The sequence below is a fragment of the Mesorhizobium sp. WSM4312 genome, from assembly GCF_002294875.1.
Lineage (GTDB): Bacteria > Pseudomonadota > Alphaproteobacteria > Rhizobiales > Rhizobiaceae > Mesorhizobium.
The window spans coordinates 280,776-305,094 of record NZ_NSFU01000010.1; the positions used below are offsets into that span (position 1 = coordinate 280,776).

Below are 24,319 nucleotides of genomic sequence, written 5' to 3' on the forward strand. Positions count from 1 at the left end.
CCCGCCGCCGCAATGGAAACCATTTGTTAAGGTTAACGGCGATCCACAGGACGCACCCCCTGTTCTCAGATGCGCTCAACTCATCGAAGAATCGGGCGATGCGGCCGCTCCCGGCTCAGGTCACCGGCGGATAGAGCGTGTCGATGATCATGCGCGCGTCATGGCGCGAATCGATCATGCCGTAGGTGTTGCGCCACTGGCCGGCCAGGCGGGTCTCGACGAAGGCATCGGCAATCCGCCCTGCCCCCAGCCGGCGCAGCTCCGCCGCGGCGGCCGACAAAGCCAGCTGTTCGGTCAGCAGCCGTGCCGAGCCCTCGTCGGTCGAAGCCACCTGCATCGCCGCCTTCAGAACGCCGATCGTTCCCCGCCCGCCGGCGCCGAGGTCGCGGTCGATGCCGGCCAGCACCTCTTCGAACAGGCCGGGCGCGCGCCCGAGCACGCGCAGCACGTCGAGCGCCATGACATTGCCCGACCCTTCCCAGATCGCGTTGACAGGCGCTTCGCGATAATAGCGGGCGAGCGGCGCCTCCTCGACATAGCCATTGCCGCCGAGACACTCCATCGCCTCATAGATCAGCGGCGGCGCGAGCTTGCACACCCAGTATTTGACGACCGGTGTCATGGCGCGGGCAAACGCCGCTTCGCCGCGATCGCTCGCCGCCTCGTCGAACGAGCGCGCCAGCCGGAACGACAGAGCGGTTGCGGCCGCAACATCCAGCGCCATGTCGGCCAGCACGCGCTGCATCAGCGGCTGTTCGATCAAGGTAGAGCCGAACACCTGGCGATGGCGGGCATGATGAACCGCTTCCGCCAGCCCTGCCCGCATGATCGCCGAGGACGCCACGGCGCAATCGAGCCGGGTCAAGGTCACCATGTCCATGATCGTCTTCACGCCGGCGCCGGGCTCGCCGACCATCTCGCCGATGGCGTTGACGAACTCGACCTCGGAAGAGGCGTTGGAGCGGTTGCCGAGCTTGTCCTTCAGCCGCTGGAATCGGAAGCCGTTGCCCGACCCGTCGCCGAGAACGCGCGGCACGAGGAAGCACGACAATCCCTCCGGCGCCTGCGCCAGCACCAGGAAGGCGTCCGACATCGGTGCCGACATGAACCATTTGTGGCCGGTCAGGCGATAGAAGCCGCTGCCGGCGCGCTCGGCCCTCGTCACATTGGCGCGCACATCCGTGCCGCCCTGTTTTTCGGTCATGCCCATGCCGAGCGTCAGCCCGGTCTTCTCGACCGGCGGCTTCTGGCTCTGGTCGTATTTGCGCGTCGTCACGCGCGGCGCCCATTCGCGAAACAGCTTTGGGCTGGCCATCAACGCCGCCAGTGAGGCGCTGGTCATGGTGATGGGGCAGAGATGCCCGGTCTCGAGTTCGGCGGTCAGGTAGAAACGGGCGGCGCGCACCTGGTGGCGGCGGCCGATCTCCGCGTCGCCATTTTCCCAGACCGAGGAATGCAACCCGTTCGCCACCGAGCGGCGCATCAAGGCGTGGTAGGCGGGGTGGAACTCGACGAGGTCGATGCGCCGTCCCTGGCGGTCATGGGTCCTGAGCTTCGGCGTCTCGACATTGGCCAGGCGCGCCAGCTCCTGCGCCTCCTGCGTCAGGACGAAACGGCCGAGACCGTCGAGGTCCTTGCGCACCGGGTCGGAAAAGCGCTCGGCAAGCTGGATCAGCAACGGATCGCCTCGCCAGGCGTTGCCGCCCGTCAGCGGCGGCGGCTGGTTCGTCACGTCGTCGGTCACAATTCGTCCCTATCGTCGGAAAGCCTCGAATCCGGGGCCACCGGCTAGATATAGCCAAGCGTTGCCGCGTGCGCGACGAAAATACCGGGGAGAAAGGCGCCAATCCAAAGCTGGTGCTTGCGGGCGCAAAATCCGCACCCTATAGCAGCGCCTTGAGATGACCGACGCTTCGTCCCTGCCACTCTACCCTCACCGCCATCTTCTAGGCATCAGCGATCTTTCGCCCGCCGACATCGAGCTGTTGCTCGACCGGGCTGATCGGGCCGTCGCGATTTCGCGGCAGTCCGAGAAAAAGACCTCGACGCTGCGCGGCCGCACCCAGATCAATCTCTTCTACGAGGCCTCGACCCGCACGCAGTCCTCGTTCGAGCTGGCTGGAAAGCGGCTCGGCGCCGATGTCATGAACATGTCGGTGGCGAGTTCTTCGGTGAAGAAGGGCGAAACGCTCATCGACACGGCGATGACGCTGAACGCCATGCGGCCCGATATCTTGATCATCCGCCATCAGTCGGCGGGTGCCGCCGCCCTGCTGGCGCAGAAGGTCGGCTGTTCGGTGGTCAATGCCGGCGACGGCGCGCATGAACACCCGACCCAGGCGCTGCTCGATGCGCTGACCATCCGCCGCGCCAAGGGGCCGCTGTCGAAATTGATCGTGGCGATCTGCGGTGACATCCTGCATTCGCGCGTGGCGCGCTCCAACATCATGCTGCTCAACGCGCTTGGCGCGCAGGTGCGCGTGGTGGCGCCTTCGACGCTGCTGCCGTCCGGCATCGAGAAGATGGGCGTTATCGTCACGCGCTCGATGGCCGAAGGCCTCAAGGACGCCGACGTGGTGATGATGCTGCGCCTGCAGCGCGAGCGCATGGAAGGCGCCTTCGTGCCTTCGGTGCGCGAATATTTCCGCTATTTCGGCCTCGACGCCGAAAAGCTGAAAGCAGCCAAGGACGACGCGCTGGTGATGCATCCCGGCCCGATGAACCGCGGCGTCGAAATCGCCTCGGAAATAGCCGACGGCCCGCAAAGCGTGATCCAGGAGCAGGTGGAGATGGGCGTCGCCGTGCGCATGGCGGTGATGGAAGCACTGCTCGACCCCCGTCGCAACCAAGAGGGCCGCAATCAAGAGGGTCGCGGCGCATGAGCACGACAGTCTTTGAACGCGCCCGCATCGTCGACCCCTCGCGCGGCCTCGACGAAGTCGGCTCCGTCATCGTCGAGGGCCGCAAGATCGTTGCCGCCGGCAAAGCGGCGTTGAACCAGGGCGCGCCCGATGGCGCCACGACAATCGATTGCGCCGGCAAGGCGATCATTCCCGGACTGATCGATGGCCGCGTCTTTATCGGCGAGCCGGGCGGCGAACATCGCGAAACCATCGCCTCGGCAAGCGTCGCCGCAGCCGCCGGCGGCGTGACTTCCGTCGTCATGATGCCTGACACCGATCCGGTGATCGACAATGTCGCGCTGGTCGAGTTCGTGCTGCGCACCGCCAAGGACACGGCGATCGTCAACATCTTCCCGGCGGCGGCGATCACCAAGGGGCTCGACGGCCGCGAGATGACCGAGTTCGGCCTGCTGCGCGAGGCCGGCGCCGTCGCCTTCACCGATGGCCGCCACACCATCGCCAGTTCGCTGGTGATGCGCCGGGCGCTCACCTATGCCCGCGATTTCGGCGCCACCATCGTGCACGAGACGCAGGATGCAGATCTCGGTTCGTCCGGCGTGATGAATGAAGGTCTCTACGCCAGTTGGCTCGGCCTTTCCGGCATTCCGCGTGAAGCCGAATCGATCCCGCTCGAGCGCGATCTGGCTTTGGCGCGACTGACGCGCGGCTCCTATCACGCGGCTAAGATTTCGACGGCGATGGCCGCAAACGCCGTGACGCGCGCCAAAGCCGATGGCGCTGATGTGACATCGGGCGTGTCGATCCACAACCTGTCGCTCAATGAAAACGATGTCGGTGAGTACCGCACCTTCTTCCGCCTGACGCCGCCATTGCGCGCCGAGGAAGACCGGCTGGCGATGATCGAGGCGGTCAGGGACGGCACGGTCGACATCATTGTCTCCTCGCACGATCCGCAGGATGTCGACACCAAGCGCCTGCCCTTCGCCGATGCCGCGGCCGGCGCGATCGGGCTGGAGACGCTGCTGGGTGCCGCCTTGCGGCTCTACCACAATGGCGACGTGCCCTTGCTGCGGCTGGTCGAAGCGCTGTCCACCGCGCCGGCAAGGCTGTTCGGACTGCCCGGCGGCGCGCTGAAGCCGGGCTCAGTCGCCGACCTCGCGCTCGTCGATCTCGACGAACCCTGGATCGTCAGTGAAGGCGGCATCCGCTCGCGCTCGAAGAACACCTGCTTCGAAGGCGCGCGCCTGCAAGGCAAGGTCTTGCAAACGCTGGTGGCGGGCCGCACAGTGTTCTCGGCATAGACCGGCAACGGGCGTCGCGCCCGATCGGGTTTAGTTGGGGGAAATGCGGGGGAAACAATGACTTACGGCCTGATCCTGGCGCTGGTATTCGGCTACCTCTTAGGCTCGATTCCCTTCGGGCTGCTGCTGACCCGCGCCGCCGGCCTTGGTGATGTGCGCAAGATCGGCTCCGGCAATATCGGCGCCACCAACGTGCTGCGCACCGGCAACAAGGGCCTGGCCGCCGCGACCTTGCTGCTCGATGCGCTGAAGGGCACCGCCGCCGTGGTGATATCAGGCCATTTCGCGCCGGAAACGGCGGTCTGGGCCGGCCTCGGCGCCTTTCTCGGGCATCTCTTCCCGGTCTGGCTTGGCTTCAAGGGCGGCAAGGGCGTCGCGACCTATCTCGGGGTGCTGATCGGCCTTGCCTGGCAGGTGGCGCTGATCTTCGCCGTCATCTGGCTGGCGATGGCATTCCTGTTCCGTTACTCGTCGCTTGCGGCACTTGCAGCGGCCGTCGTCGTGCCGATAGCCCTCTACTTTATGAGCGCACCGCAGATTGCCGTTCTGTTCGTGGTGATGAGCATCATCGTCTTTATCAAGCACAGGGCGAACATTTCGCGGCTGCTTGCCGGCACAGAGGGCAAGATCGGAGCCAAGGGATGAGCGAGCCGGCCGCCGGGCCGCGCCTCAGCGACCGGCAGCGGCTGAGCTGGCTGCGGCTGATCCGCACCCAGAATGTCGGCCCCGCCTCCTTTCGCGACCTGATCAACCGCTTCGGGTCGGCCGAAGTGGCGCTGGAAATCCTGCCGGAACTGATGATTTCGGGCGGCGCCAGCCGGATCGCCCGCATTCCGTCAATCGCCGAGGCCGAGTCCGAACTCGAGGCGGCCCGCCGGGTAGGCGCGCGTTTTGTCGGCATCGGCGAGCCCGACTATCCCCCGCTGCTGAGAAGCATGGACAATCCTCCGCCCCTTCTGGCGGTCAAGGGCAATGCCGCTGTGTTCCGGCTACCTGGGGTCGCCATCGTCGGCGCCCGCAACGCATCGCTTGCCGGCATCAAGATGGCGCGCATGTTGGCGGCCGAGCTTGGCGGCGACGGCTATGGCATTATCTCGGGGTTGGCGCGCGGCATCGACACGGCGGCGCATCAGGGCAGCCTGCAAACCGGCACAGTCGGTGTGCTGGCCGGAGGCCTCGACCTTCCCTACCCGCCCGAAAATGCCGGCCTGTGCGCGGAAATCGCCGAGCGTGGCGCCATCATCTCCGAAATGCCATTCGGCTGGCAGCCGCGCGCCCAGGATTTTCCACGCCGCAACCGTCTTGTCGCTGGCGCGGCCCTCGGGCTGGTGGTGGTCGAGGCCGCCCAGCGTTCGGGCTCGCTGATCAGCGCCAGGCTTGCCGGCGAAATGGGCCGGCTGGTTTTTGCCGTGCCCGGCTCCCCGCTCGATCCGCGCGCCGCAGGCACCAACGGCCTGCTCAAGGACGGCGCCACGCTGGTCACCGAGGCATCGGACATTTCCAGGGCGATCGCGCCGCTGACCGGCATGCGGGCGCCTGCCGTGCCACCATTCGAGGACCCGCCCGACTTTTCGGCCACACCGCCACCCGGCGAGAGCGACCGCGCCAAGGTCATCGAAGCGCTAGGCCCGACACCGGTGCCAGTCGACGAGATCATCCGCCACACCGGCCTTCACCCGGCCCAGGTCTTCATGGTTCTGCTGGAACTCGACCTCGCTGGCCGGCTCGAACGCCATGCCGGCGGTAATGTTTCGCTGATTTTCGGGGAAGGCTGAGCACAGCCGTCAATGACGGTTAGGCTTCTTCTCCCCGGTGTCGGCATAATCCGGCGTGTTGGCTCCAAACAGATCGTTTTCGACGGCCTTGCGCCAGACTGCGTCCGCATCTTCGGGACGCAGCGGCTCAGCTGTCGCCTGGCGATCTCGGCTGTTCGTCTTGGATTGCCGCCGGAGCCAGACGGGCATGATTTCCTCGATGAGGCTGGTCAGTTGGGTCATTGCAACTTCTTCCATGCGCGTGAACCGGCAATTAGGGCAGTCCGGTTCATTTGGACGTTGCGGCAAGCGTCGCCGCTTTCGCGGTCTCGCGTCTGCTCATCTCGTTCAGCCAGGCCAGGGCCGCATCCACGCCAGCCAGCGAAAAAGGCGCCGCTGTCGATCCCTGCGGCTTTATGCGAACCGAAATGCCGTCCAATTCGTTGACGGTCTCGAACCCGTTCTCGTCGGATGTATCGTCCCCAAGGAACACCGGGCGCCGTCCCCTGAAGGCCGGAACTTGCAGGAAGCGCCGGATGGCCGCTCCCTTCGCCGCCTCCAGCGGCATCAGTTCCACACCGGCATTTCCGGCCAGGATCCGATATCCCGCAGGCAATCTGTCCAGTGCCTGTTCGACCAACTCGGTCGCTCGCTGCAGCAGATGCGGTGCCGCGCGCGTATGAATGGCCAGGATTGGTCCCTTGCGCTCGATATAGACATCCGCATTGTCCAGTTCCGTAGCGATTTCGTTGGCGAGCGCGGCAATATCAGCCGGTTCGTCGGCCGCCTCGACCGGACCATCGCGCGCCAGCCTGTGCTCGAGGCCATAAAGCCCCGCGGCGCGCAATCTGAGAGGCTGGAAGAGATGGTCGACGGCAGCGATCGACCGTCCCGTGATGAACGCCAGCGCTCCATCCAATTGCGCTTCGAGCCGCACCAGCAGCGTGCGCAATTCGTCACCGACGACCACCGCATCGGGATGCGCGGCATGTTCGAGAAGCGTGCCATCGATATCGAGGAACAGGCTCCATGGCCCTTGCGGAACGACAGGCACGGCGAGGTTCGGCGAGATCGACATCATAGCGCCGCCACGCGTCTGCGATCGAGCAGCGATATCACATTGCCTGGGGCCGTTGGAGCGGTGGCAACGGCGCGATCGACGGCGTCGCGCTTGCGCAAGCGCGCCGCATCGAGAAGCATGCTGCCCGCCCACCGATAGACATTGTTGTCGCGCACGATTTCGCGCATGCGTCGCATGCGCTGGCTTTGCTCTTCCGGCGACATGGTCAAGGCCTGCAGCAAGGCATCGCCCATCATCGCCGCGTCATAGGGATTGACGATCAGTGCGTCCAGAAGCTCCTTGGAGGCGCCGGCGAACATGCTGAGCAGCAGCACGCCCTGTTCGTCCTCGCGCGCCGCGACAAACTCCTTGGCGACCAGGTTCATGCCGTCATGCAGGCTGGTGACCATGCAAACGTCGGCGGCACGGTAGATTTCGTAGACCTGCTGCTGCGAGTGATGTTCCGTTATCATCAGGATGGGTGTGTAGCCGTCGCGACCATAGCGCCGGTTGAGATCCCCGGCATGGCGCAGGCACTCCTCGTAGAGTTGCTGATAGGCTGGCAAGGTGCCCCGGCTGGGCGCGGCGATCTGCAGGAACGCCACCTTGCCGATCCATTCGGGATGAAGCGTCAGCAGTTCATCAAGTGCATTGAAGCGATCGAGGATGCCTTTGGTGTAGTCGAGACGTTCAACGCCCACGCACAGTTTGACATCTTCGGCCAGGCCGAATTTCTCCTGAACCTGCCGGCGGCACTGCGCCACGTCAGGCAGTTTGCCCAGTTGCGCCGGCGGCCATTCGATTGAGATAGGATAGGCATGGACCAGGCTGATCTGGCCACCATAGGAAATGGCCGAATCCTCGCGCTCGATCCGGCTTTCCAGGAAACGGTCGACGCTGTCGATGAAGTTGTTGCAATGGAACTGGGTGTGGAAACCGACGATCGAACTGCCGAGCAGGCCCTCGAGAATCCTCTCGCGCCATGGGCAGATGCTGAACACTTCGGAATTCGGCCACGGGATATGCCAGAAGGTGATGATGATCGCCTCCGGCAGACGCTCACGGATCATTCGCGGCAGCAGCGCGAAATGATAATCCTGGACCAGCACGATCGGCCGCTCGTTGCGGGCTTCCGCGATGACGGTGTCGGCGAATTTGCGGTTGACCGCCTCGTAGGCCTCCCAATCCGAGGCGCGGAATATCGGCCGGGTGAAGGCGATATGGCACAGCGGCCAGAGTCCTTCATTGGCAAAGCCGAGATAATAGCCTTGCTGTTCTTCCTCGCTCAGCCAGACACGGCGCAGCGTGTAGGAAGGATTGTCCGGCGGCACCTCGATCCGATCGTTCTTGTCGACCACCAGCTTGTCGGCCGAACCGCCGCCATAGGCGATCCACGTGCCCGCACAGGCGCGCGTGATCGGCTCCAGGGCCGAGACGAGCCCGCTCGCGGGTACGACCAGTTGGATGTCGTCGCCCTCGCGGTTGTGGATATACGGCTCGCGGTTTGAGACGACGATCACCTGGGCATCGGGAAGTTCGGTCGCCAGGATGTGACGCAGCGTTTCGGGCGACCACTGTACCAGTGCCGCGGCCGCCGACTGCCCGTTCTTCGCGAATTCCGGCAATGGGCCGCGAGCAGGGTCAACCTCCGCAGCGGCCAACCTGCCGCCCTTGCGCGCCCGCAACACCATCGTCACCAGCACAATAACCAGGACGCCGAGGGCTGCAACAACAAAGAGCCACAATGCGAATACGGGAACGACTAGATACGAACTGTTATCGGGCATTGAAATCGATTACCTTTCAATGGGATACTGCTGCGGCTTTATGGACTGGAGTTTCGGCATCCCATGGCGTGGTGGTCCAACGCTCACGGTGCAGGATGGTTCCGATTTTTCAGCTCCTGACCACGAGTGGCACCAGCCCCTCATGCGGTTCGGCAAGGAAGGCGCCAACGCGATCTCCCACGCGCTGGAACGTCAGATCCACTGCCGCCTGCCCCACCGAAAGATGGCGGATGACGAGGTTGTCGATGCCGATCGGCAGGCGCGGCCGGGTCACATGGATCTCGCCTGTCCAGCCGTCGATCTGCAGGCCGAGGCACGATTGCATGAGCATGAAGGCCGAGCCGGCGGACCAGGCTTGCGGCAGGCAAGCCACCGGATAGGCGATCGGCGCTTCGCCGGCCGCGCGCGTGAAACCGCAAAACAGTTCCGGTAACCGCATGTTGAAATGGACGGCGGATTCGAAGGTGCCGCTCATCAGCCGCACGACGCTGTCGCGGCTGCCGTACCGCGCCAGTCCGGCAGCGCAGATCGCTGTATCGTGCGGCCAGATGGAGCCGTTGTGATAGGACATCGGATTGAAGAAGATCGCATCGTCCGCCAGCGTCCGCAGCCCCCAGCCGGAATGAAACGAGGCCGACAGCAGCTGGTCGGCGACCATGCGCGCGCGATCCGGGTCGGGAAGGCCGACGTAGAGCAGGTGACCGGCATTGGACGTGCGCACCTTGCAAGGTTGACCATCGCCGTCCAGCGCGAGCGCATAGTAGCCGAGGTCTTCCATCCAGAAATGGCGCTCGACTGCTTGGCGAATGGCGTCGGCGCGTATTTCCCAGCTCTCGGCGCGTTCCGCCTCGCCACGCAGCCGTGCCAGCTTCGCCAACCCCTGGAACGCTGCGAAGACGTAGCCCTGCACCTCGACCAGCGCGATCGGCCCCTTCGGGATGCGGCCATCGGCGTGGAAGACGGAATCGAAACTGTCCTTCCATCCCTGGTTGGCAAGGCCGGATTCCGCGGCGCGCTGGTAGGTGAGGAATCCAGTCGAACGGCTCGCCGTTTCGATCCATTCGGCCGCGGCGCACAGTGAGGGCCACAGCGTATCAAGGAAGGCCGTGTCGCCCGTGCGGTCAGCATAGGCGCAGGCAAGATGGATATAGAGCGGCGTCGTGTCGACGCCGCCATAATAGCGGCCGAACGGCAACTCGCTCAGCGCCACCATCTCGCCCTTGCGGGTCTCGTGCATGATCTTGCCAGGTTCGGAATCGCTGAACGGAGAGGTTTCGGTCGCCTGGTGCTGAGCGAGAAACGCCAGGACGCCGCGCGCCAGGCCGGGATTGAGCCAAAGCATCTGCAAGGCGGAGATCACGCCATCCCGGCCGAAGGCTGTGGAGAACCAGGGAATGCCGGCATAGGGATAGGGCCCGGTCGCCAGTTCCGTGGTGAGCAGCGCGACATCGGCGCGCGCCCGCTCCATCCAGTCGTTGAAGACGCGGCCGGAACTGTGCAGCGTCGCGCCATGCCGGCGCTTGGCGCGCATGCCGAAGCGAGCGCGGGCGGCAGCCGCGCGAAACCGGCGGCTTTCGGGGCGATCGTCCGTCGCGTTGCCCACTTCCACATAAAGCGTCTGGCTGCTGCGCTTGGTGACGGCGATGACGAAATCGGCGCGCTCGGAAGTCAGTTGATCGGGCGTCTGTGAGAAGGAAATCGCCGATGTCCGCACGACCTTGTCCAGGCCTTCGTAGCGAAGCACGACCGCATTCCCTGTGATCTCGGCCGTATGGGCGGTTCCACGCTTCGAGCGGGTCGAACCGCGGACCTCGAACATGTCGCGGAAATCGGCGGCAAAACGCAGCGATAGCAGGATCGTCGAATGCTCGCGGCTGTAGTTGGACAGTGTTATGCGCTCATACAGCCTTTCCTCCCACAACAGCCGCACGCGCTCGATATGCATAGCGCCTTGGGGAATCTGGCGGCCAGCGGCGCTCTCGATCGGCAGATTGGTGAGGTTGGTGGTGAAGAGCACGTTGTCCTGGCTGAGCGACGCGCCCAGCAACGACGTCGACCGCCCGCCGACGGTGAGGCGAAATTCGGAGAGCACGCGCGTGTCGTCGCGGAAGAACCCATCGCCGACACCGCGTATGTCGCCATAGGCATCGGCTACGGCAAAGCAATCGCCATGCTTGAGGGCGAACAGCCGATGCGGCTCCCTCGGCGCGGTTTCGTCCAGGGAAGCCAGAGCTATGGCAGGATCAAGCTTGCGCTCGTCGAGTTGGGTGATGGTCAACAGGATTGTCCCGTGCTGGGTTTTTCGGACGGGTGAAGGCCTACGAAGCTCTGCTTTGCTCATGGCCGTTGCGCAGCCGGGAATAAGCCTCGACGTAGTCCCTGGCCATTCTGTCGGCTGAAAACCGCCTTTCGAACACCGCCCTTATGCGCCGCCTGTCGAGCTGCAGGAGAGCCGGCATCGTGGCGACCGCATCCTCGATGGTCTCGACGACGAAGCCGGTAACCCCATAGTCGACGATTTCGGGCATGGCGCCGCAACTCCAGGCCATGACCGGAGTTCCACAGGCCATGGCTTCGATCACGGCAAGACCGAAGGGTTCGGGCCAATCGATCGGAAACAGCAGGGCGGCAGCATTGCCAAGAAACCTGCTCTTCTGGTCCTCGCCGATTTCGCCGACATATTCGACCCGGTCGCCATCGATCATCGGTTGCACGACTTCCTCGAAATAGGCGCGGTCGCCATCGCCGATCTTAGCCGCTAGCTTGAGTTTCAGCCCGGTGCGGCGGGCGATGTCGATCGCCCGGTCCGGCCGCTTGTCGCGCGACATCCTGCCGAGAAAGGCAAGATAGCCGCCATCCGAACCTGCCTCGAAATCGGGTTCGTAGAGATCGACGGGCAGGCCGTGATGGATCGTGGCAAGCCAGTTGGCGGACGCAAACCGCGCCCGCTGGCTGCGCGATATGGAAACCATCGGGAAGCGTGGGAACCGGTCATAGGCCTGCGCGAGATCCGCGTAATCCAGCCTGCCATGCGGCGTCGTCACCGTGCGCTGCGGCATGTCGCGGAAAAACGGGAAATGCAGAAAATGGCTGAGGTGGAAATGAATTACGTCAAAATCGTCGGCGCGTTTCCTCACCTCGTCGAGCATCGACAGATGCGCCGCGATCTCGGACTTCAGCGGGCGCGGATCGAGACGAAGCGCCCGCTCGCGGCATGGCACGAGTTTGGCGGAGGTCTTCGTGTCGCCGCTGGCGAACAGGGTCACGTCGTGGCCGAGGTCGACGAGGGCTTCGGTCAGGTAGGAGATGATGCGCTCGGTGCCGCCATAGAGCCTTGGCGGAACGGATTCGTACAGCGGCGCGACATGAGCGATCTTCATGGCCCGGCCTTCCCTCAATGCACTGGTCATGGAACGAAATGCTTCAGCCGCAGGATCGTTCCGGCCCATTGGCGGGTGCGACGAAATGATCGAAGGACGTTTGATGTCCGATCAAGCCGCCCTATTTCCTTTTGGCCGCCGAATTTGCGCGCACGGCAGGCCAGGGAGGCTCCGGTGGAACCCAAGGATGTGCAGGAACCCAGGGACATTGCAGCCCGCCGCCTGAGGATGATCATCGAACAATATGTCGAGGCCAGAAAACGGAGTTATGACTTCGTGTCGACGGATCTGGCCGCCAGGGTGATCCGCAAGGTCCTGAAACCCGCGGACCCAGCCCTCTCCGACCGTAAGCTCGACGATATGGTCGCCGCCGTCGCCGTCAAGAACGGCCTTGCGGTCGTCTTCGATCGTGGCGTCAGAGCACCGACCGATGGCACCGTGGCCGACCTGAGCAGAAAGGAACCGACCATGCGAGCACCAAGGGAGACTCCCGATGTTGCCGGCGCGGTGGATGCCATTCTGGCCACCCAGACCGCCCCGATTTCCCAAAACACCCCGCTTTCCCAAATTACCCCGCTTTCAATGAACGCAGTGATCTCGTTGCTGCGCGAACGAACCGGCACCAAGCGATCGGACGCGGATCTGGAAGGCCTGATCGCCAAGAAGGCTGCCGTCCTGGACGTGCATTTGTCGCGGAACGGCTGAACGGTCGGTCGCAACGCGCTGCGGAGGCCTGCGAGCGAGGCGAATGTCCTCCCTCGCGACATTCGGTTGCAGCCGAAAGCCACGGACCGGCCCCACAACGCCCTCGAACGAAACAAATCCTGTGTCCGGCCTTTCCCATGATCGGCACATCCTGTAATTGCCCGCAGGTTCAGGCTGCCGCGCTTCAACTGGCGTCTGGCTGGCCTTAACCGGAACGTTATCCGATCGGATTTCTTACCTGCAAGAACGTGTGTTTCGTCCAATGGCCGATAATTTTGGTTCGACGTCGGAACGCTCGTCGAAGGACTACCTGGCTTTCCTTGACGGGCTCCGGGCCATCGCGATCCTGTCAGTAGTGTTCTACCATCTGTATGGCGACCGCTTCCCCAATGGTTTTTTAGGGGTTGATGTTTTCTTCGTAATTTCTGGTTTCGTCGTCAGCTATACCGTGTCGAGGCGCTACCGCGGCCAGTCCGCTTTTCATTTTGTCTTGGAATTCTATGCGCGCCGATTCACAAGAATCATGCCGGCCCTGTTGCTGTGCTTATTGGTCAGTGCACTCGCCACCTTTCTGTTTGTTCCGGACGCATGGCTGAGCACATCAATCAGCAAAACCGCTTCTTCGGCCTTCGTCGGCCTGAGCAACATCTTCCTGGCCAAGGGAACCGACTATTTTTCACCCGTGACCGAGTTTAACCCATTCACCCACACGTGGTCTCTTGGGGTTGAGGAACAATTCTACGTCGTCTTCCCGCTGCTGTTCTTTCCTTGGGTCATGGGACCGCGCGGGAAGAGATTCTCGGCGCTTGTATACGGTGCGCTCGCCGTCGCGTCGGTGGCGATATGGCTTCATCTACTGGATGCGAATCCGCTTCAGGCCTTCTATATGCCCCATGCTCGCTTTTGGCAGTTGGCATGCGGCATATTGTGCTTTCAGCTTGTCAGCCGGATAGGGGAACGGACGGGCTTCGAAAGGCATTGCAATCTTGCAGCCACGACCGCGTTGATAGGACTCGTGGCAACGTTCGCGCTCGACTTTGGCCAGGGCTCCGAAGGGCTTGAGAACATCGCTGCGGTTGCCTGCACAACAGTCTTGATCGGATGCCTCTACTACCTGGGAAGCGACCGTGCGCCACACTTTGCGGTGTTGGAAATAAAGCCCGTCAGGTTCGTCGGATGGATCTCTTATTCTCTCTACCTGTGGCATTGGCCAGTCTTCGTGATCGCAAGATGGACGATGGGCACCGAAACCACCGCCACAAAATTGGCGGCGTTGCTGGTCGCCGTGGCGTTCAGCCTCGGCTCGTATTTCTGGATCGAAACACCGACGCGTCGAATGCGGCTTCTGAGAACCGCCCCCGACATAGCCGTTGTCGCCCTCTTTCTGGCTGTCATCGTTGCTGCATTTTTTAGCTTCAAACTGATGCGCGACAATCGATATGAAGTCGCCTTGAGCACGGTCATGAGGAATCGAGGCGAATGGTATGCGACCTCACCAGACACCTCTCCCCAGTCTCCTGGTTGCGCCGTCGTCACGGAAACTGTGGAAGAAGCGCTGTTCTTCACCAAAGGTGGGTGCCCGGCCGAAGAGCGTAGCGAGACCATGTTCGTGCTGGGCGACTCTCACGCGGGAGCCTACATTCCTCTCCTGAAGCGCTTCACGCTCGAAACCGGTATCCGAACAGTGGTGGTGTCGACCGCCGGTTGCCCGTTTGTCAGCTTGGATCTTCGCCACGACACTGAGCCGACGTGCGCTCATGCCACGGCTGCCGGTGCGGCCTACATAGCCAAGCTTGCCAAGCCTCGCGACCTGCTGTTCCTGCCCTCGCTCCGGCTGACTCGACTTAGCCTTCAATGGGCTTCTGGCCCCGACAGCAGCCCGCAGAGCAGCGAGCAGCAGAGGGAACAAGCCGTCAAGAACGCTATCGATCAACTTACCCCCCTCTCCAAGGCGGGACTGTCGATTGTTTTCGAAGGCCCAAAGCCAATCTTCAGGGCCCCGGCCTTTCGATGCAGTGATTGGTTCAATTCAATGAACCCGTCCTGTACCAACGGATTCGACATCGATCGAAAGCTGATAGAAAATCTTCGATCACCAATTTTGAAGGGCTACGCTGAGATATCAGCGGCTGTGCCGAATGTTCACGTCTGGGACCCTTTGCCTACGCTGTGCCCACAAGTTACATGTTCGGCATTCAGGAACGGACACCCGTTGTTCTTCGACGGCGATCATGTCACGGCCTATGCCAATTCGCTTCTGGTGGAGGACTTCGTGTCGAAGATCGAGTCCACAATCTCCAAAGACCAAGTAGCACGCTTTGGGATGTGAACCACGTGCCGGCCGGCTTTGATCGCAGCAATGCCACAAGCGCGGCCTGGTTGTGCGCCTTGGCTTTGGACGCGGAACCGTGACACGCGGGTTGTAACGATCGCCATTCCTCTGATCGAAATTTGCGGTGCATTTCTGGTCACTGCGACGGCCTACCACGGTGGACTGCTTGTCTACGAACTTGGCGTGAACGTCGCCAAGACCGCGATAGCTGGTTGACCGGTTCGCGCCCTGTCATTCACGGCTCCAGCCTTGGACCATTTGCCTCCACCGACAAATGATTCAGATCAAGGCGCTTCGTGCATATGAAAGCTAAAGAAGCCGGACGTTGGAGAAACTCCGGAGAGCGAAGATGCAAGCCGAAGCCATAATGAGCAAGCCAGTCGTCGGCATAGGCCCGTCAGCATCGATCGCCGAGGCCGCCGGGTTGATGCTCTCCAAAAAGCTCAGCGGCCTCCCCGTCATTCGCAACGACGGCAGGCTGGTGGGGATCGTCAGCGAGGGCGATTTCCTGCGACGCGGGGAACTGGGCACGGAGCGCAAGCGCTCGCGCTGGCTGGAATTTCTCGTCAGCCCAGGAAAGGCCGCCGACGAATATGTCCGCGCCAATGGTCGACGGGTTGAAGAGGTGATGTCGCAGGATGTCGTGACGGCATCCCCTGCGGCATCACTCGCGAAAGTCGTCGAGCTCATGACGCGTCACCATGTCAAACGCATTCCCGTCGTAGAAGCTGAGAAAGTCGTTGGCATCATCACCCGCTCTGATCTTCTGCGGGCATTGCTCGGCGTCCTTCCGGATGGAGGCGCTACGGTCATCGATGACGAACAGATTCGGCAGAACATCGCTACCGAGCTTGCGAGGCAGAAATGGGCTGGCAACGATTTGATCAACGTGATCGTGGACAAGGGCGTGGTGACACTGAGCGGCGCCATCTTCGACGAACGCGAGCGCCAGGCAGCGATAGTCGCCGCCGAAAACGTCGCCGGCGTCAATGCAGTCAAGGACAATCTCTTCTGCGCCGATCCCGTGTCGGTCGTCCTTGTTTCGTAGCGGAGCTGACATTGATCCGCAGCAAGGCACCATTGCCTCTCTGTGTTGCCAGTCCTCGCCCAAGGCTTCGCCGCGCCTAGGGCGCGACCATGGGTATCAATGGTCGAAGGAGCAACAGGGCAAAGGCAATAAGCGCCGCGCCCGCAACTTTTTCTGCCAGTGTTTTGCCTCCGCAGAAGCGCCGCCCCAGCAAAAGCCACACCCGGTGGAACGTAAACCTATCAACTGCAACACGTGGCTCGCGTTGACTCTCGTCAAAAACACGGACAGCACGACATCGTCCAGGCTGAGTATTCGAATGATTACCGTTGACCGGCCGCATGCCGCAACCGAGCGATCAGGTCGCTGTTGCGGCAATAGTCTGGCGGGTTATCGGCTTGCTGATGTTCGTCGAGCCAAACCGAGCATTCGTCCTGGTGCCCGCAGGATTGGCAGCGGTCCACCGCCCGGTTGGTGACGGCGGTATGGTCTGCCACGACCTTCAATTGTCTGTCGACGCCCAGCTTCCGCATCATGCGGTCCATCAAGGTGGTTCTGGCATCAATTGAAATCAGGTAATCGAGAAAGGTCATGGTGATCACTCCTGCCTACTGGCCATCATTGGCATGTTGGCGGCAGGCGGCGTTGATCTCGATCAACAGGCGGCATCGTTGCCGATCCCTGAGCCCCCAACAGGAAGCATGGCGCTAAACCTTGGCCACAAGGCGATCGAGAAAGGACCGCTGACGGGCAAGCAACTTCTTGCGGGCCTGACTCTCTTGTCCGAAAAACCAGCGCTTGGTCGCCTCCGAGACGAGTAGATAGAGCGCGGTAATTGCGATAAGTCCGGCAAGTACGGGCAGAGGCAAGGGCACGAAGCCGAACCAGGCCGCAAACGGCAGATAGGGGATCATGATCGCGATAATCCCGACAGCCAATGTAAGCCAGGCAAGCAACGGGCTTGGACGGCTCGCCCAGAAAGCCCTGTGCGTGCGCACAATGAGCACGATGGCAAGCTCCGTCAGCAACGACTCGACAAACCAGGCGGTCTGGAATGCGGCCTCCGTGGCATGCGCGAAGAACAGAAGGAATGCGAAGGTCGCGAAGTCGAACAGCGAACTGACCAAGCCAAAGCTGATCATGAACCGCCGCACAAAACGGATATCCCAGTGGCGAGGTCTGTGCAGTTGGTCGGGATCGACGTTGTCACTTGCAATGGCGAGTGAAGGAACGTCGGAAAGGAAATTGTTGAGCAGGATCTGCTTGGCCAGAAGCGGCAGGAAAGGCAGGAACAGCGAGGCGACAGCCATGCTGATCATGTTGCCGAAATTGGCGCTGGTGGTGATGGAAATGTACTTCATCGTGTTCGCGAAGGTCTTGCGGCCATCGTCGACGCCGCGCACCAGCACGCCGAGATCCTGCTTGAGAAGGATGATATCGGCCGCCTCGCGCGCGACATCGACGGCGCTGTCGACCGAGATGCCTATGTCTGCCTCATGAAGGGCGGGCGCATCATTGATGCCGTCGCCCAGGTAACCAACGACACGGCCCCTGCTCCGCAACGCCTGAACGATGCGCTCCTTCTGGTTGGGGTCGATCTCGACGAAGAGGTCGGTGTGCTGCACGCCTGCGAAGAGCGCGCTCTTCGTCAATTTCGAAAGCTCCTCGCCGGTCATGATCCTGTCGGCCCGCAAGCCGATCGCCTGGGCGAGATGCGCGGCAACGTAACGGTTGTCGCCAGAAATGACCTTTACCGCGATGCCGCGCTGGGCGAGTTCGGCAAGCGTCTCCTTGACGCCTCTCTTTGGCGGGTCGAGGAAAAGCAGGAAGCCCGCGAAGGCGAGATCGATCTCGTCTTTCCTGCTGAACGTTTTCTGGCGCTCAAACCGACGGATTGCCAAGCCCAGAACGCGGTAGCCGTCCGCGCTCCAGCGTCGGAATTTTTCCTCGATTGCCGCCCGGTCCATTTCATTGAGAGGTTCCAGCCCCTTGGCTGTTCGGACGAAGCTGCAGGTTTCGAGGACATTTTGTACGGCACCTTTGGTAATCAGAAGATCCTGGGCGTCCTTGTTCCGCACCACGACCGATAGTCGCTTGCGAATGAAATCGTAGGGGATTTCGTCGACTTTCGTGAAGGCCGCCAATGATGCGCCCTCGCCTGGCGCACCGGCGATTGCTTCGTCCAGTGGATTCTTCAGTCCGGTCTGCAGGGTCGCGTTGAGACGTCCCCAGAGCAGGATATCGGTTGATGGATTGCCGTCGACATCGAGCCATCCATCCAGATGGATAACGCCTTCAGTCAGCGTCCCCGTTTTGTCGGTGCACAACAAATCCATGCTGCCCAGGTTCTCGATGGCATCGAGACGGCGCACGATGACGCCATTGACTGCCATCGCGCGAGCCCCTCGAGCCAGCGTCACGCTGATGATGGCCGGGAGAAGTTCGGGCGTAAGACCAACCGCCAGTGCCAGCGAAAACAGCAGCGATTCAATGAGCGGCCGATGCAGCATCAGGTTGGCGAAGAACACCAGAATGACAATCGCCAGCATGATCTCAGTCATCAGATAGCCGAACAGCCTGATGCCCCGGGCAAACCCTGTTTCGGGGATTTGTCGCTCCAGGGCCGCGGCGATCGACGCAAATTCCGTGCGGGGGCCGGTTGCTGCTGCAAGCACGGTTGCGGTGCCGCTACGGACGGATGTTCCCGTATAGACCGCGTTGGTGCGCAGCGTGAGCGCGGCATCCGGCGCCGAGCGTCCCGGTGTCTTCACGGCGGGAAAGGTCTCGCCGGTCAGCACGGCCTCGCTGACATTGAAATCGCGCGCTTCCAGAATGATACCGTCGACAGGGATGAGGTTTCCGGCCGAAAGCCGGATCACGTCGCCCGGCACGATGTCGTCGGCGGCGACCGAGCACTCGGCGCCGTCGCGCAACACAATAGCCTTGCGCGAAATACGCTGTTTCAGTGCTTCGGTCGCCCGCGACGCACCGTACTCTTGGGTGAAGCTCAGGACGCAGCTTGCCAGCACGATCGCGCCGATGATCGCAGCCTCCTGGCCATCCCCGACGAAGGCCGATACGCACGCCGCGAAAATGAGGATTAGGACCAGCGGGCTGCGGAACTGGCGGGCAAACACTGCCAAGGCCGACGCGCTTGACGTCGACGCGGGTGTGTTTCGGCCGAATTTTGCGAGCCTCGATGCCGCCTCGGACGAAGCAAGCCCCGAGACTGAGGTCTCAAGGCGTAGCAGGAGGTCATTGGTCTCGATCGACCAATAGGCACCGTCCTCTGGTGAGACGGATTGCTGGTCAGCCTCGCCTATCATCAATACGACATGAAGCGGTTGATGCCGCTCGCTTCGATCAGCGTGCGGGTAACGCCGCCGAACGCCCATTCCCGCAAGCGACTATGGCCATAGGCGCCCGAGACGATGAGGTCCGTATGGATCGAGCGTGCGAATGTCAGCAACCGGTCGCCATCAGCCTCACCGGCGATCAGCTCGGTTCGCGCCTTGATGCCATGGTGCTCGAGAAAGACCGCGACATCGGCGAGGCTGTCGCGAATGCTTTCGTCGCGGTCGGTGTCAATCGTGGCAATCACGACTTCGCTGGCTTTGGCCAGGAAAGGCAACGCATCAGCCATCGCCCGCCGCGCCTCCCTGGTGTCCTTCCACGCGACAAGAACGGTTTTTGCAAGGACGTGCTCGACGTTGGTTGCGGCGACCAGGACCGGACGCCCGGTGCCCAGTGTCAGGCTGCCGACATCCACGGCGCGAAACACATTGTCTCCTGCCTGGCCGGTAACGACGAGGTCGGCCGCTCTGGCGGAAACACAGAGGAACCGGGTCGGGCTGCAAACAGCTTGCCCCCATTCGCTGAAGATCGAAGCCGGAACCAGCCTTTCGAACTCGGCTCGCAGTTCTGCAAGCCGCTTTTCGATTTCCGTCCGTTGGATCTGCATGATCTCGCCTTCGTAGACCATGCCCTGGCCAGTCGCGACCAGGGGCGGAACATCCGCTGCCGCCAGACCGATGAGACGGGCTCCAAACCGTTCCGCCAGTTCGACCCCAACGTTTACGATCGGTGCGGGAGGTGCATCCACCGCAAGGTTTACGATGATCGACTTGTAGCACATTGCCGGCCTCTTTTCTGAAACGCAGGAATGCGCGATGAATTGCATTCGCGGGCGCCCGGCACCTTGATGCGCATCAAATGGCCCGACGCTGGCATTCCACGCGGAAGCCCCGATCCGTTTTGCGTGTGTGGCGAGAAGTGATAACTACGCCTTCGGCAAGTCTTTCGAATCCAGGGGCGTCAGCAGGTGAGCCAAGACGAAGCGCTTATTTTGTCGGCCGACGGGACGATGCTGAAATCCGTCTTGTCGCAGATGTTCGAGCAGGCCCCGGGCTTCATGGCGCTGCTGCAAGGACCAGACCATGTCTTCGAACTGACCAATGCGGCCTACCAAAGGCTTATCGGAGACCGGCAAGTCATTGGAAAGTCCATCCGCGATGCCTTTCCGGAACTCGAGGGACACGAATTTTTCGAACATCTGGATCAGGTGCACAAGACCGGCGTGCCCTACAGGGGACAAGGTGTGAAGGTCGGCCTCCGCAACCATGAAGACGGGCCGATCGAAGAGCGCATCCTTGATTTCGTCTATCAGCCGATCAAGGGCGATGACGGGCGGATCACCGCGATCTTCATTGAAGGCACGGATGTCAGCGAACTCTCCTTTGCCAACGCCGCCCTTCGGTTGCGTGAGGATCATTTGCGTTCGATCCTGGCCACTGTGCCCGACGCCATGGTCGTCATCGACGAACAGGGGCGGATCCAGTCCTTCAGCACCGCTGCCGAAACGCTGTTCGGCTACCAGTCAAGCGAGGTCATCGGGCAAAACGTCAATCTGCTGATGCCCTCGCCCTATCGCGACGAGCATGATGCCTATCTGCTTCGCTATTTGACGACAGGAGAGCGTCGGATCATCGGGCTCGGCCGCACCGTTACCGGGGCACGCAAGGACGGCACGACTTTCCCGATGGAGCTTTCCGTCGGCGAGATGCACCCGGGAACCGGACGCTTCTTCACGGGCTTCTGCCGCGACCTGACCGAACGCCACCGGGCGGAAGCGAGAATCCAGGAGCAGCAGCAGGAGCTTCTCCATATGGCGCGGTTTACCGCTCTCGGCGAAATGGCTTCGACCTTGGCCCATGAGATCAACCAGCCGCTTACGGCGATCACGAACTATTTGAAAGGCAGCCGGCGACTTCTCGAGAACAGCAAGGAAGAAAATGCGCCCATGCTGCGGGATGCCGTGGATAAAGCCGCCGAGCAGGCCCTGAGGGCGGGAAACGTCATCAGGCATCTGAGGGATTTCGTTGCAAGAGGCGAAAGCGAGCGCCAGGTCGAACGACTGCCGACGCTGATCGAGGAAGCTTCGTCCCTGGCACTGGTCGGAGCACGGGAGATAAACGTCCTCGTCAGCTACAAGCTCGACCGTGCCGCCGAACTGGTGTTGACCGATCGCATCCAGATCCAGCAGGTTCTGCTCAACCTGATGCGCAATGCCGTAGAGGCAATGCAAGGCTCGCCGCGCCGCGAATTGACGGTCACAACTGTCGCCCGCGATGATGGAATGGCCGAAGTGAGCGTGATCGATACTGGCCCAGGCCTTGCCCCGGAGGTCTCGGCGCAACTCTTCCAGCCCTTTGTGACCACCAAGAAGCACGGCATGGGCGTCGGGCTTTCGATTTGCCGCACCATCGTTGAATCGCATGGCGGTCACATATGGGCCGAGGCAATGCCGACCGGCGGGACGGCTTTCCGGTTCACCTTGCGCATCGTGGAGAAGGAAGAGGTCTCAAATGGCCGATAGTGATCTGGTGCACGTGGTCGACGACGATGTGGATGTTCGCAAGTCGCTCGGTTTTCTTCTGGCGACAGCGGATTTTGCGGTGCGCCTGTACGAATCGGCCACCGCTTTTCTGTCAACGGCAACGGGCAGGCTCGAGGGCTGCATCGTCACCGACGTACGCATGCCGGGTATAGACGGTATCGAGTTCCTGCGGCAGCTCAGAGCCGGCGGCCATACGATTCCGGTTATTGTCATGACAGGCCATGCCGATGTGGCGCTCGCCGTCCAGGCGATGAAGGAGGGAGCCGCCGACTTCATCGAGAAGCCGTTCGATGACGAGATGCTGATCGAAGCGATCCGTTCCGCATTGGCCAACCGCAACCAGGCGCATGCGGCGCATCCCCGGTCGGCGGATATCCGCGATCGCCTGTCCACCTTGTCGGAGCGCGAGCGCCAGGTGCTGGATGGGCTGGTGTCCGGCCTGCCGAACAAGACGATCGCATATGATCTGGGCATCAGCCCGCGCACCGTCGAAATCCACCGGGCCAATGTCATGAGCAAGATGGCGGCAGGCAGCCTGTCACACCTCGTGCGCATGGCACTTATCGTGGAGTCCAAATCCTAGACTTATCGGCCAGGCTGAAGTCCATCGTCCTCGTTGAGCGTTTTCTCCATCACCCAATCGCGCCAATGGGTCGGTCGGATATCGACACGCGCGCCGGTGGTCACATTCTTCCAACCCTCCCCCACCCTTTGGCAGGGAAATACAAGCGCGTGCGCGCCGTCCTCGTCAAGGACGGCAAGTTCGAGATCGCGACCAAACGGAGCGTTTAGGATTGGCTTCCACATCGTATCAAGATGTCCGTAAACGATGGGCCGCGCTTTGATCTGCATCATTTTCTGGAATCGCCCCGATCGCCGTCGGAATGAGGTCGTTCTTGCCGCTCCTGATCGGATCCACCCCGGCTGTGCCTATTCTGCTGGTGTCTCGATCACGGTTGCTGCAGGCTGCTGATATAGGCGATGATCGCCTCGATCTGGTCAGGCCTCGCAACCCACTCGGGCATGTCCGGATGTCCCGTCGAGATGCCTTCCGCGAGAGCTTCCTCGAGATCCGCGATCGGATAGCGCTTCGACAAGGTGCGAAAGGCGGGCGCATCCGGATGGCTGCTCTTGTCGGTTCTGCCAACCGCGTGGCATCCGGCGCAATTGAACTCAACCAATGCCTTGCCGCGTTCGACCGTGCTATTTGCCAAGGCTGGCGGTGCGCAGCCAAGCCAAGCCGCCACCAACACGGAAATCCACGCGCAATATCTGCGGCTGCTATTGTCCATACGGGTGTTCATGGCTGCCAGCCTCCGCATTTCCGCTCAAGCGACTGTCCTCGCCGCTATGCCTTCAATCGCGTTTCTGGCTTCCTTGCGCACCAGCCCGGCCGATTCCGATGCAAGCTTGGACGTCAGTGTCGCAACCTTGCCGGCTTCGGTGACATAGTCCGAGGCCGCATTCTGCAGGAAGGTGGAGACGACCTCGAAGGCATCATTGAATTCAGGACCACCGATGAGATCGTCCGCCAGCTTGATATCCTGCTCGCAACGATGCCTCAGAAAGGCAAGCGTTTCGACCTGATAACGCATCATCGCCTTGAAGGCGTGCGCCTGGAGTGACACGGCGGCAAGAACCGCCTTCTGGCCATTTTCCGCCATTGGCAGCAGCTGCGTGCCGGATCGCGGCGGTCCTGGATAGCTGTGCATGATCGGCTGCTCCGTTGCGAGATGCCGCAACGCTAATGCCATTCGCCTCGGGGTCGTTGATCAGGATCAAGCCCTTTGACCTTTGCCGGGTAGGCAGCCCTTCAGATTGGTCGAGAGATTTACGGCTGATCTGATCATTGCGGGCGGTTACGGCCACAGCCGTGTCCGTGAAATGGCCTTTGGCGGCGTGACGCATTCTGTGCTGCGCAGCGGATCGCTGCATCGATTCATATCGAACTGAGCAAAAACACCTTCGCCCCTGAAGTTGACCTGAATCAAGGTCGCCCCTTCCCGCAAGGGGTTACGTCTAGCCCCGCCAAATGAGCGAGGAACCGGTGCGGCGACACCTGCGATCGTTCCACAGAAAAGGAGTTCGGACATGAACTACCAGCGGTTCTTCGAAGAAGCGATTGACCAGCTCCACGCGGAGCGGCGCTATCGTGTCTTCGCCGACCTCGAGCGCATCGCGGGCAAGTTTCCGCGCGCCATCTGGCGCTCCAA

General features: G+C 61.9%; 21 protein-coding genes. 9 read left to right on the plus strand and 12 right to left on the minus strand.

Annotation, left to right across the window (positions count from 1 at the left end; all coding sequences use genetic code 11):
• Positions 1-115: 115 nt before the first annotated feature.
• Complete coding sequence (locus CK228_RS19135; RefSeq protein WP_095788831.1) at positions 116-1,744, minus strand: DNA alkylation response protein; 1,629 nt, start codon at positions 1,742-1,744, stop codon at positions 116-118.
• 157 nt (positions 1,745-1,901) lie between these two features.
• On the opposite strand from CK228_RS19135, the gene CK228_RS19140 reads away from it, so the two are divergent.
• From CK228_RS19140 to dprA, 4 genes are read left to right on the plus strand one after another with little or no spacing between them, the layout of a single operon-like run.
• Positions 1,902-2,882 carry an aspartate carbamoyltransferase catalytic subunit gene (locus tag CK228_RS19140; protein WP_019858236.1) on the plus strand — a complete coding sequence of 327 codons (981 nt, stop codon included), beginning with the start codon at positions 1,902-1,904 and terminating at the stop codon, positions 2,880-2,882.
• Positions 2,879-4,165, plus strand: coding sequence for a dihydroorotase (locus CK228_RS19145; RefSeq protein ID WP_095774309.1), 1,287 nt, complete (start codon positions 2,879-2,881; stop codon positions 4,163-4,165). The genes CK228_RS19140 and CK228_RS19145 overlap by 4 nt, the downstream gene beginning before the upstream one ends.
• Positions 4,166-4,222: 57 nt before the next feature.
• Positions 4,223-4,810 carry a glycerol-3-phosphate 1-O-acyltransferase PlsY gene (gene plsY, locus CK228_RS19150; protein ID WP_095774308.1) on the plus strand — a complete coding sequence of 196 codons (588 nt, stop codon included), beginning with the start codon at positions 4,223-4,225 and terminating at the stop codon, positions 4,808-4,810.
• Complete coding sequence (dprA, locus tag CK228_RS19155) at positions 4,807-5,940, plus strand: DNA-processing protein DprA (protein WP_095788832.1); 1,134 nt, start codon at positions 4,807-4,809, stop codon at positions 5,938-5,940. Before plsY ends, dprA begins: the two co-directional genes overlap by 4 nt.
• Positions 5,941-5,949: 9 nt before the next feature.
• On the opposite strand, the gene CK228_RS19160 is transcribed toward dprA, so the two are convergent.
• The 5 genes from CK228_RS19160 to CK228_RS19180 all read right to left on the minus strand — a co-directional run bounded on the left by CK228_RS19160 (position 5,950) and on the right by CK228_RS19180 (position 12,146).
• Entirely contained in the window at positions 5,950-6,162 is a 213-nt protein-coding gene (locus CK228_RS19160; RefSeq protein WP_095788862.1) for a hypothetical protein, read from the minus strand.
• A gap of 46 nt (positions 6,163-6,208) precedes the next feature.
• On the minus strand, positions 6,209-7,000 hold the full coding sequence (gene otsB / locus CK228_RS19165; protein ID WP_095788833.1) for a trehalose-phosphatase: 792 nt from the start codon (positions 6,998-7,000) through the stop codon (positions 6,209-6,211).
• Entirely contained in the window at positions 6,997-8,766 is a 1,770-nt protein-coding gene (locus tag CK228_RS19170; protein WP_095788834.1) for a trehalose-6-phosphate synthase, read from the minus strand. Before CK228_RS19170 ends, otsB begins: the two co-directional genes overlap by 4 nt.
• Positions 8,767-8,875: 109 nt before the next feature.
• Positions 8,876-11,038, minus strand: a complete 2,163-nt coding sequence (locus tag CK228_RS19175) for an amylo-alpha-1,6-glucosidase (RefSeq protein ID WP_095788863.1) — start codon at positions 11,036-11,038, stop codon at positions 8,876-8,878.
• 46 nt (positions 11,039-11,084) lie between these two features.
• Positions 11,085-12,146, minus strand: coding sequence for a glycosyltransferase family 4 protein (locus tag CK228_RS19180; protein ID WP_095788835.1), 1,062 nt, complete (start codon positions 12,144-12,146; stop codon positions 11,085-11,087).
• Between the two features lie 174 nt (positions 12,147-12,320).
• On the opposite strand from CK228_RS19180, the gene CK228_RS19185 reads away from it, so the two are divergent.
• From CK228_RS19185 to CK228_RS19200, 3 genes are all read left to right on the plus strand, one after another.
• Positions 12,321-12,851 (plus strand): hypothetical protein, encoded by a 531-nt coding sequence (locus tag CK228_RS19185; RefSeq protein WP_245438066.1) that lies wholly within the window; start codon positions 12,321-12,323, stop codon positions 12,849-12,851.
• A gap of 262 nt (positions 12,852-13,113) precedes the next feature.
• Positions 13,114-15,180, plus strand: coding sequence for an acyltransferase family protein (locus CK228_RS19190; RefSeq protein WP_095788836.1), 2,067 nt, complete (start codon positions 13,114-13,116; stop codon positions 15,178-15,180).
• Positions 15,181-15,532: 352 nt separating this feature from the next.
• Positions 15,533-16,231, plus strand: a complete 699-nt coding sequence (locus tag CK228_RS19200; protein ID WP_095788838.1) for a CBS domain-containing protein — start codon at positions 15,533-15,535, stop codon at positions 16,229-16,231.
• 302 nt (positions 16,232-16,533) lie between these two features.
• Here the strand turns inward: CK228_RS19200 and CK228_RS19205 are convergent, their stop codons facing one another.
• From CK228_RS19205 to CK228_RS19215, 3 genes are all read right to left on the minus strand, one after another.
• The gene (locus tag CK228_RS19205) at positions 16,534-16,803 is read right to left on the minus strand and encodes a DUF6455 family protein (protein ID WP_095774464.1); all 270 of its coding nucleotides are present in this window, start codon (positions 16,801-16,803) and stop codon (positions 16,534-16,536) included.
• Between the two features lie 114 nt (positions 16,804-16,917).
• Positions 16,918-19,605 (minus strand): magnesium-translocating P-type ATPase, encoded by a 2,688-nt coding sequence (gene mgtA, locus CK228_RS19210; protein WP_095788839.1) that lies wholly within the window; start codon positions 19,603-19,605, stop codon positions 16,918-16,920.
• On the minus strand, positions 19,536-20,345 hold the full coding sequence (locus tag CK228_RS19215; protein ID WP_179295969.1) for a universal stress protein: 810 nt from the start codon (positions 20,343-20,345) through the stop codon (positions 19,536-19,538). Before CK228_RS19215 ends, mgtA begins: the two co-directional genes overlap by 70 nt.
• Positions 20,346-20,531: 186 nt before the next feature.
• Between CK228_RS19215 and CK228_RS19220 the strand changes: the two genes are divergently transcribed.
• Together CK228_RS19220 and fixJ are read left to right on the plus strand one after the other, a co-directional pair.
• Positions 20,532-22,085: a PAS domain S-box protein gene (locus CK228_RS19220; RefSeq protein ID WP_095788841.1), complete on the plus strand. Its 1,554-nt coding sequence runs from the start codon at positions 20,532-20,534 to the stop codon at positions 22,083-22,085.
• Entirely contained in the window at positions 22,075-22,689 is a 615-nt protein-coding gene (gene fixJ, locus CK228_RS19225) for a response regulator FixJ (protein WP_095788842.1), read from the plus strand. Before CK228_RS19220 ends, fixJ begins: the two co-directional genes overlap by 11 nt.
• A 2-nt stretch (positions 22,690-22,691) precedes the next feature.
• Here fixJ and CK228_RS19230 read toward each other — a convergent pair whose 3' ends face one another.
• The 3 genes from CK228_RS19230 to CK228_RS19240 form a co-directional block, all read right to left on the minus strand.
• Positions 22,692-22,961, minus strand: coding sequence for a hypothetical protein (locus CK228_RS19230; protein WP_245438067.1), 270 nt, complete (start codon positions 22,959-22,961; stop codon positions 22,692-22,694).
• A gap of 95 nt (positions 22,962-23,056) precedes the next feature.
• Positions 23,057-23,353: a cytochrome c gene (locus CK228_RS19235; RefSeq protein ID WP_245438069.1), complete on the minus strand. Its 297-nt coding sequence runs from the start codon at positions 23,351-23,353 to the stop codon at positions 23,057-23,059.
• Between the two features lie 81 nt (positions 23,354-23,434).
• Positions 23,435-23,818 (minus strand): phasin family protein, encoded by a 384-nt coding sequence (locus CK228_RS19240; RefSeq protein ID WP_245438068.1) that lies wholly within the window; start codon positions 23,816-23,818, stop codon positions 23,435-23,437.
• Positions 23,819-24,319: the final 501 nt, after the last annotated feature.

Excerpts from the sequence above, each read along its gene's own strand:
- CK228_RS19140 (WP_019858236.1), top strand. The coding sequence starts at position 1,902 with ATGACCGACGCTTCGTCCCTGCCACTCTACCCTCACCGCCATCTTCTA.
- CK228_RS19145 (WP_095774309.1), top strand. The coding sequence starts at position 2,879 with ATGAGCACGACAGTCTTTGAACGCGCCCGCATCGTCGACCCCTCGCGC.
- plsY (WP_095774308.1), top strand. The coding sequence starts at position 4,223 with ATGACTTACGGCCTGATCCTGGCGCTGGTATTCGGCTACCTCTTAGGC.
- dprA (WP_095788832.1), top strand. The coding sequence starts at position 4,807 with ATGAGCGAGCCGGCCGCCGGGCCGCGCCTCAGCGACCGGCAGCGGCTG.
- CK228_RS19160 (WP_095788862.1), bottom strand. The coding sequence starts at position 6,162 with ATGACCCAACTGACCAGCCTCATCGAGGAAATCATGCCCGTCTGGCTC.
- otsB (WP_095788833.1), bottom strand. The coding sequence starts at position 7,000 with ATGATGTCGATCTCGCCGAACCTCGCCGTGCCTGTCGTTCCGCAAGGG.
- CK228_RS19170 (WP_095788834.1), bottom strand. The coding sequence starts at position 8,766 with ATGCCCGATAACAGTTCGTATCTAGTCGTTCCCGTATTCGCATTGTGG.
- CK228_RS19180 (WP_095788835.1), bottom strand. The coding sequence starts at position 12,146 with ATGAAGATCGCTCATGTCGCGCCGCTGTACGAATCCGTTCCGCCAAGG.
- CK228_RS19190 (WP_095788836.1), top strand. The coding sequence starts at position 13,114 with ATGGCCGATAATTTTGGTTCGACGTCGGAACGCTCGTCGAAGGACTAC.
- CK228_RS19200 (WP_095788838.1), top strand. The coding sequence starts at position 15,533 with ATGCAAGCCGAAGCCATAATGAGCAAGCCAGTCGTCGGCATAGGCCCG.
- CK228_RS19205 (WP_095774464.1), bottom strand. The coding sequence starts at position 16,803 with ATGACCTTTCTCGATTACCTGATTTCAATTGATGCCAGAACCACCTTG.
- mgtA (WP_095788839.1), bottom strand. The coding sequence starts at position 19,605 with ATGGGCGTTCGGCGGCGTTACCCGCACGCTGATCGAAGCGAGCGGCAT.
- CK228_RS19215 (WP_179295969.1), bottom strand. The coding sequence starts at position 20,345 with ATGTGCTACAAGTCGATCATCGTAAACCTTGCGGTGGATGCACCTCCC.
- fixJ (WP_095788842.1), top strand. The coding sequence starts at position 22,075 with ATGGCCGATAGTGATCTGGTGCACGTGGTCGACGACGATGTGGATGTT.
- CK228_RS19230 (WP_245438067.1), bottom strand. The coding sequence starts at position 22,961 with ATGATGCAGATCAAAGCGCGGCCCATCGTTTACGGACATCTTGATACG.
- CK228_RS19240 (WP_245438068.1), bottom strand. The coding sequence starts at position 23,818 with ATGCACAGCTATCCAGGACCGCCGCGATCCGGCACGCAGCTGCTGCCA.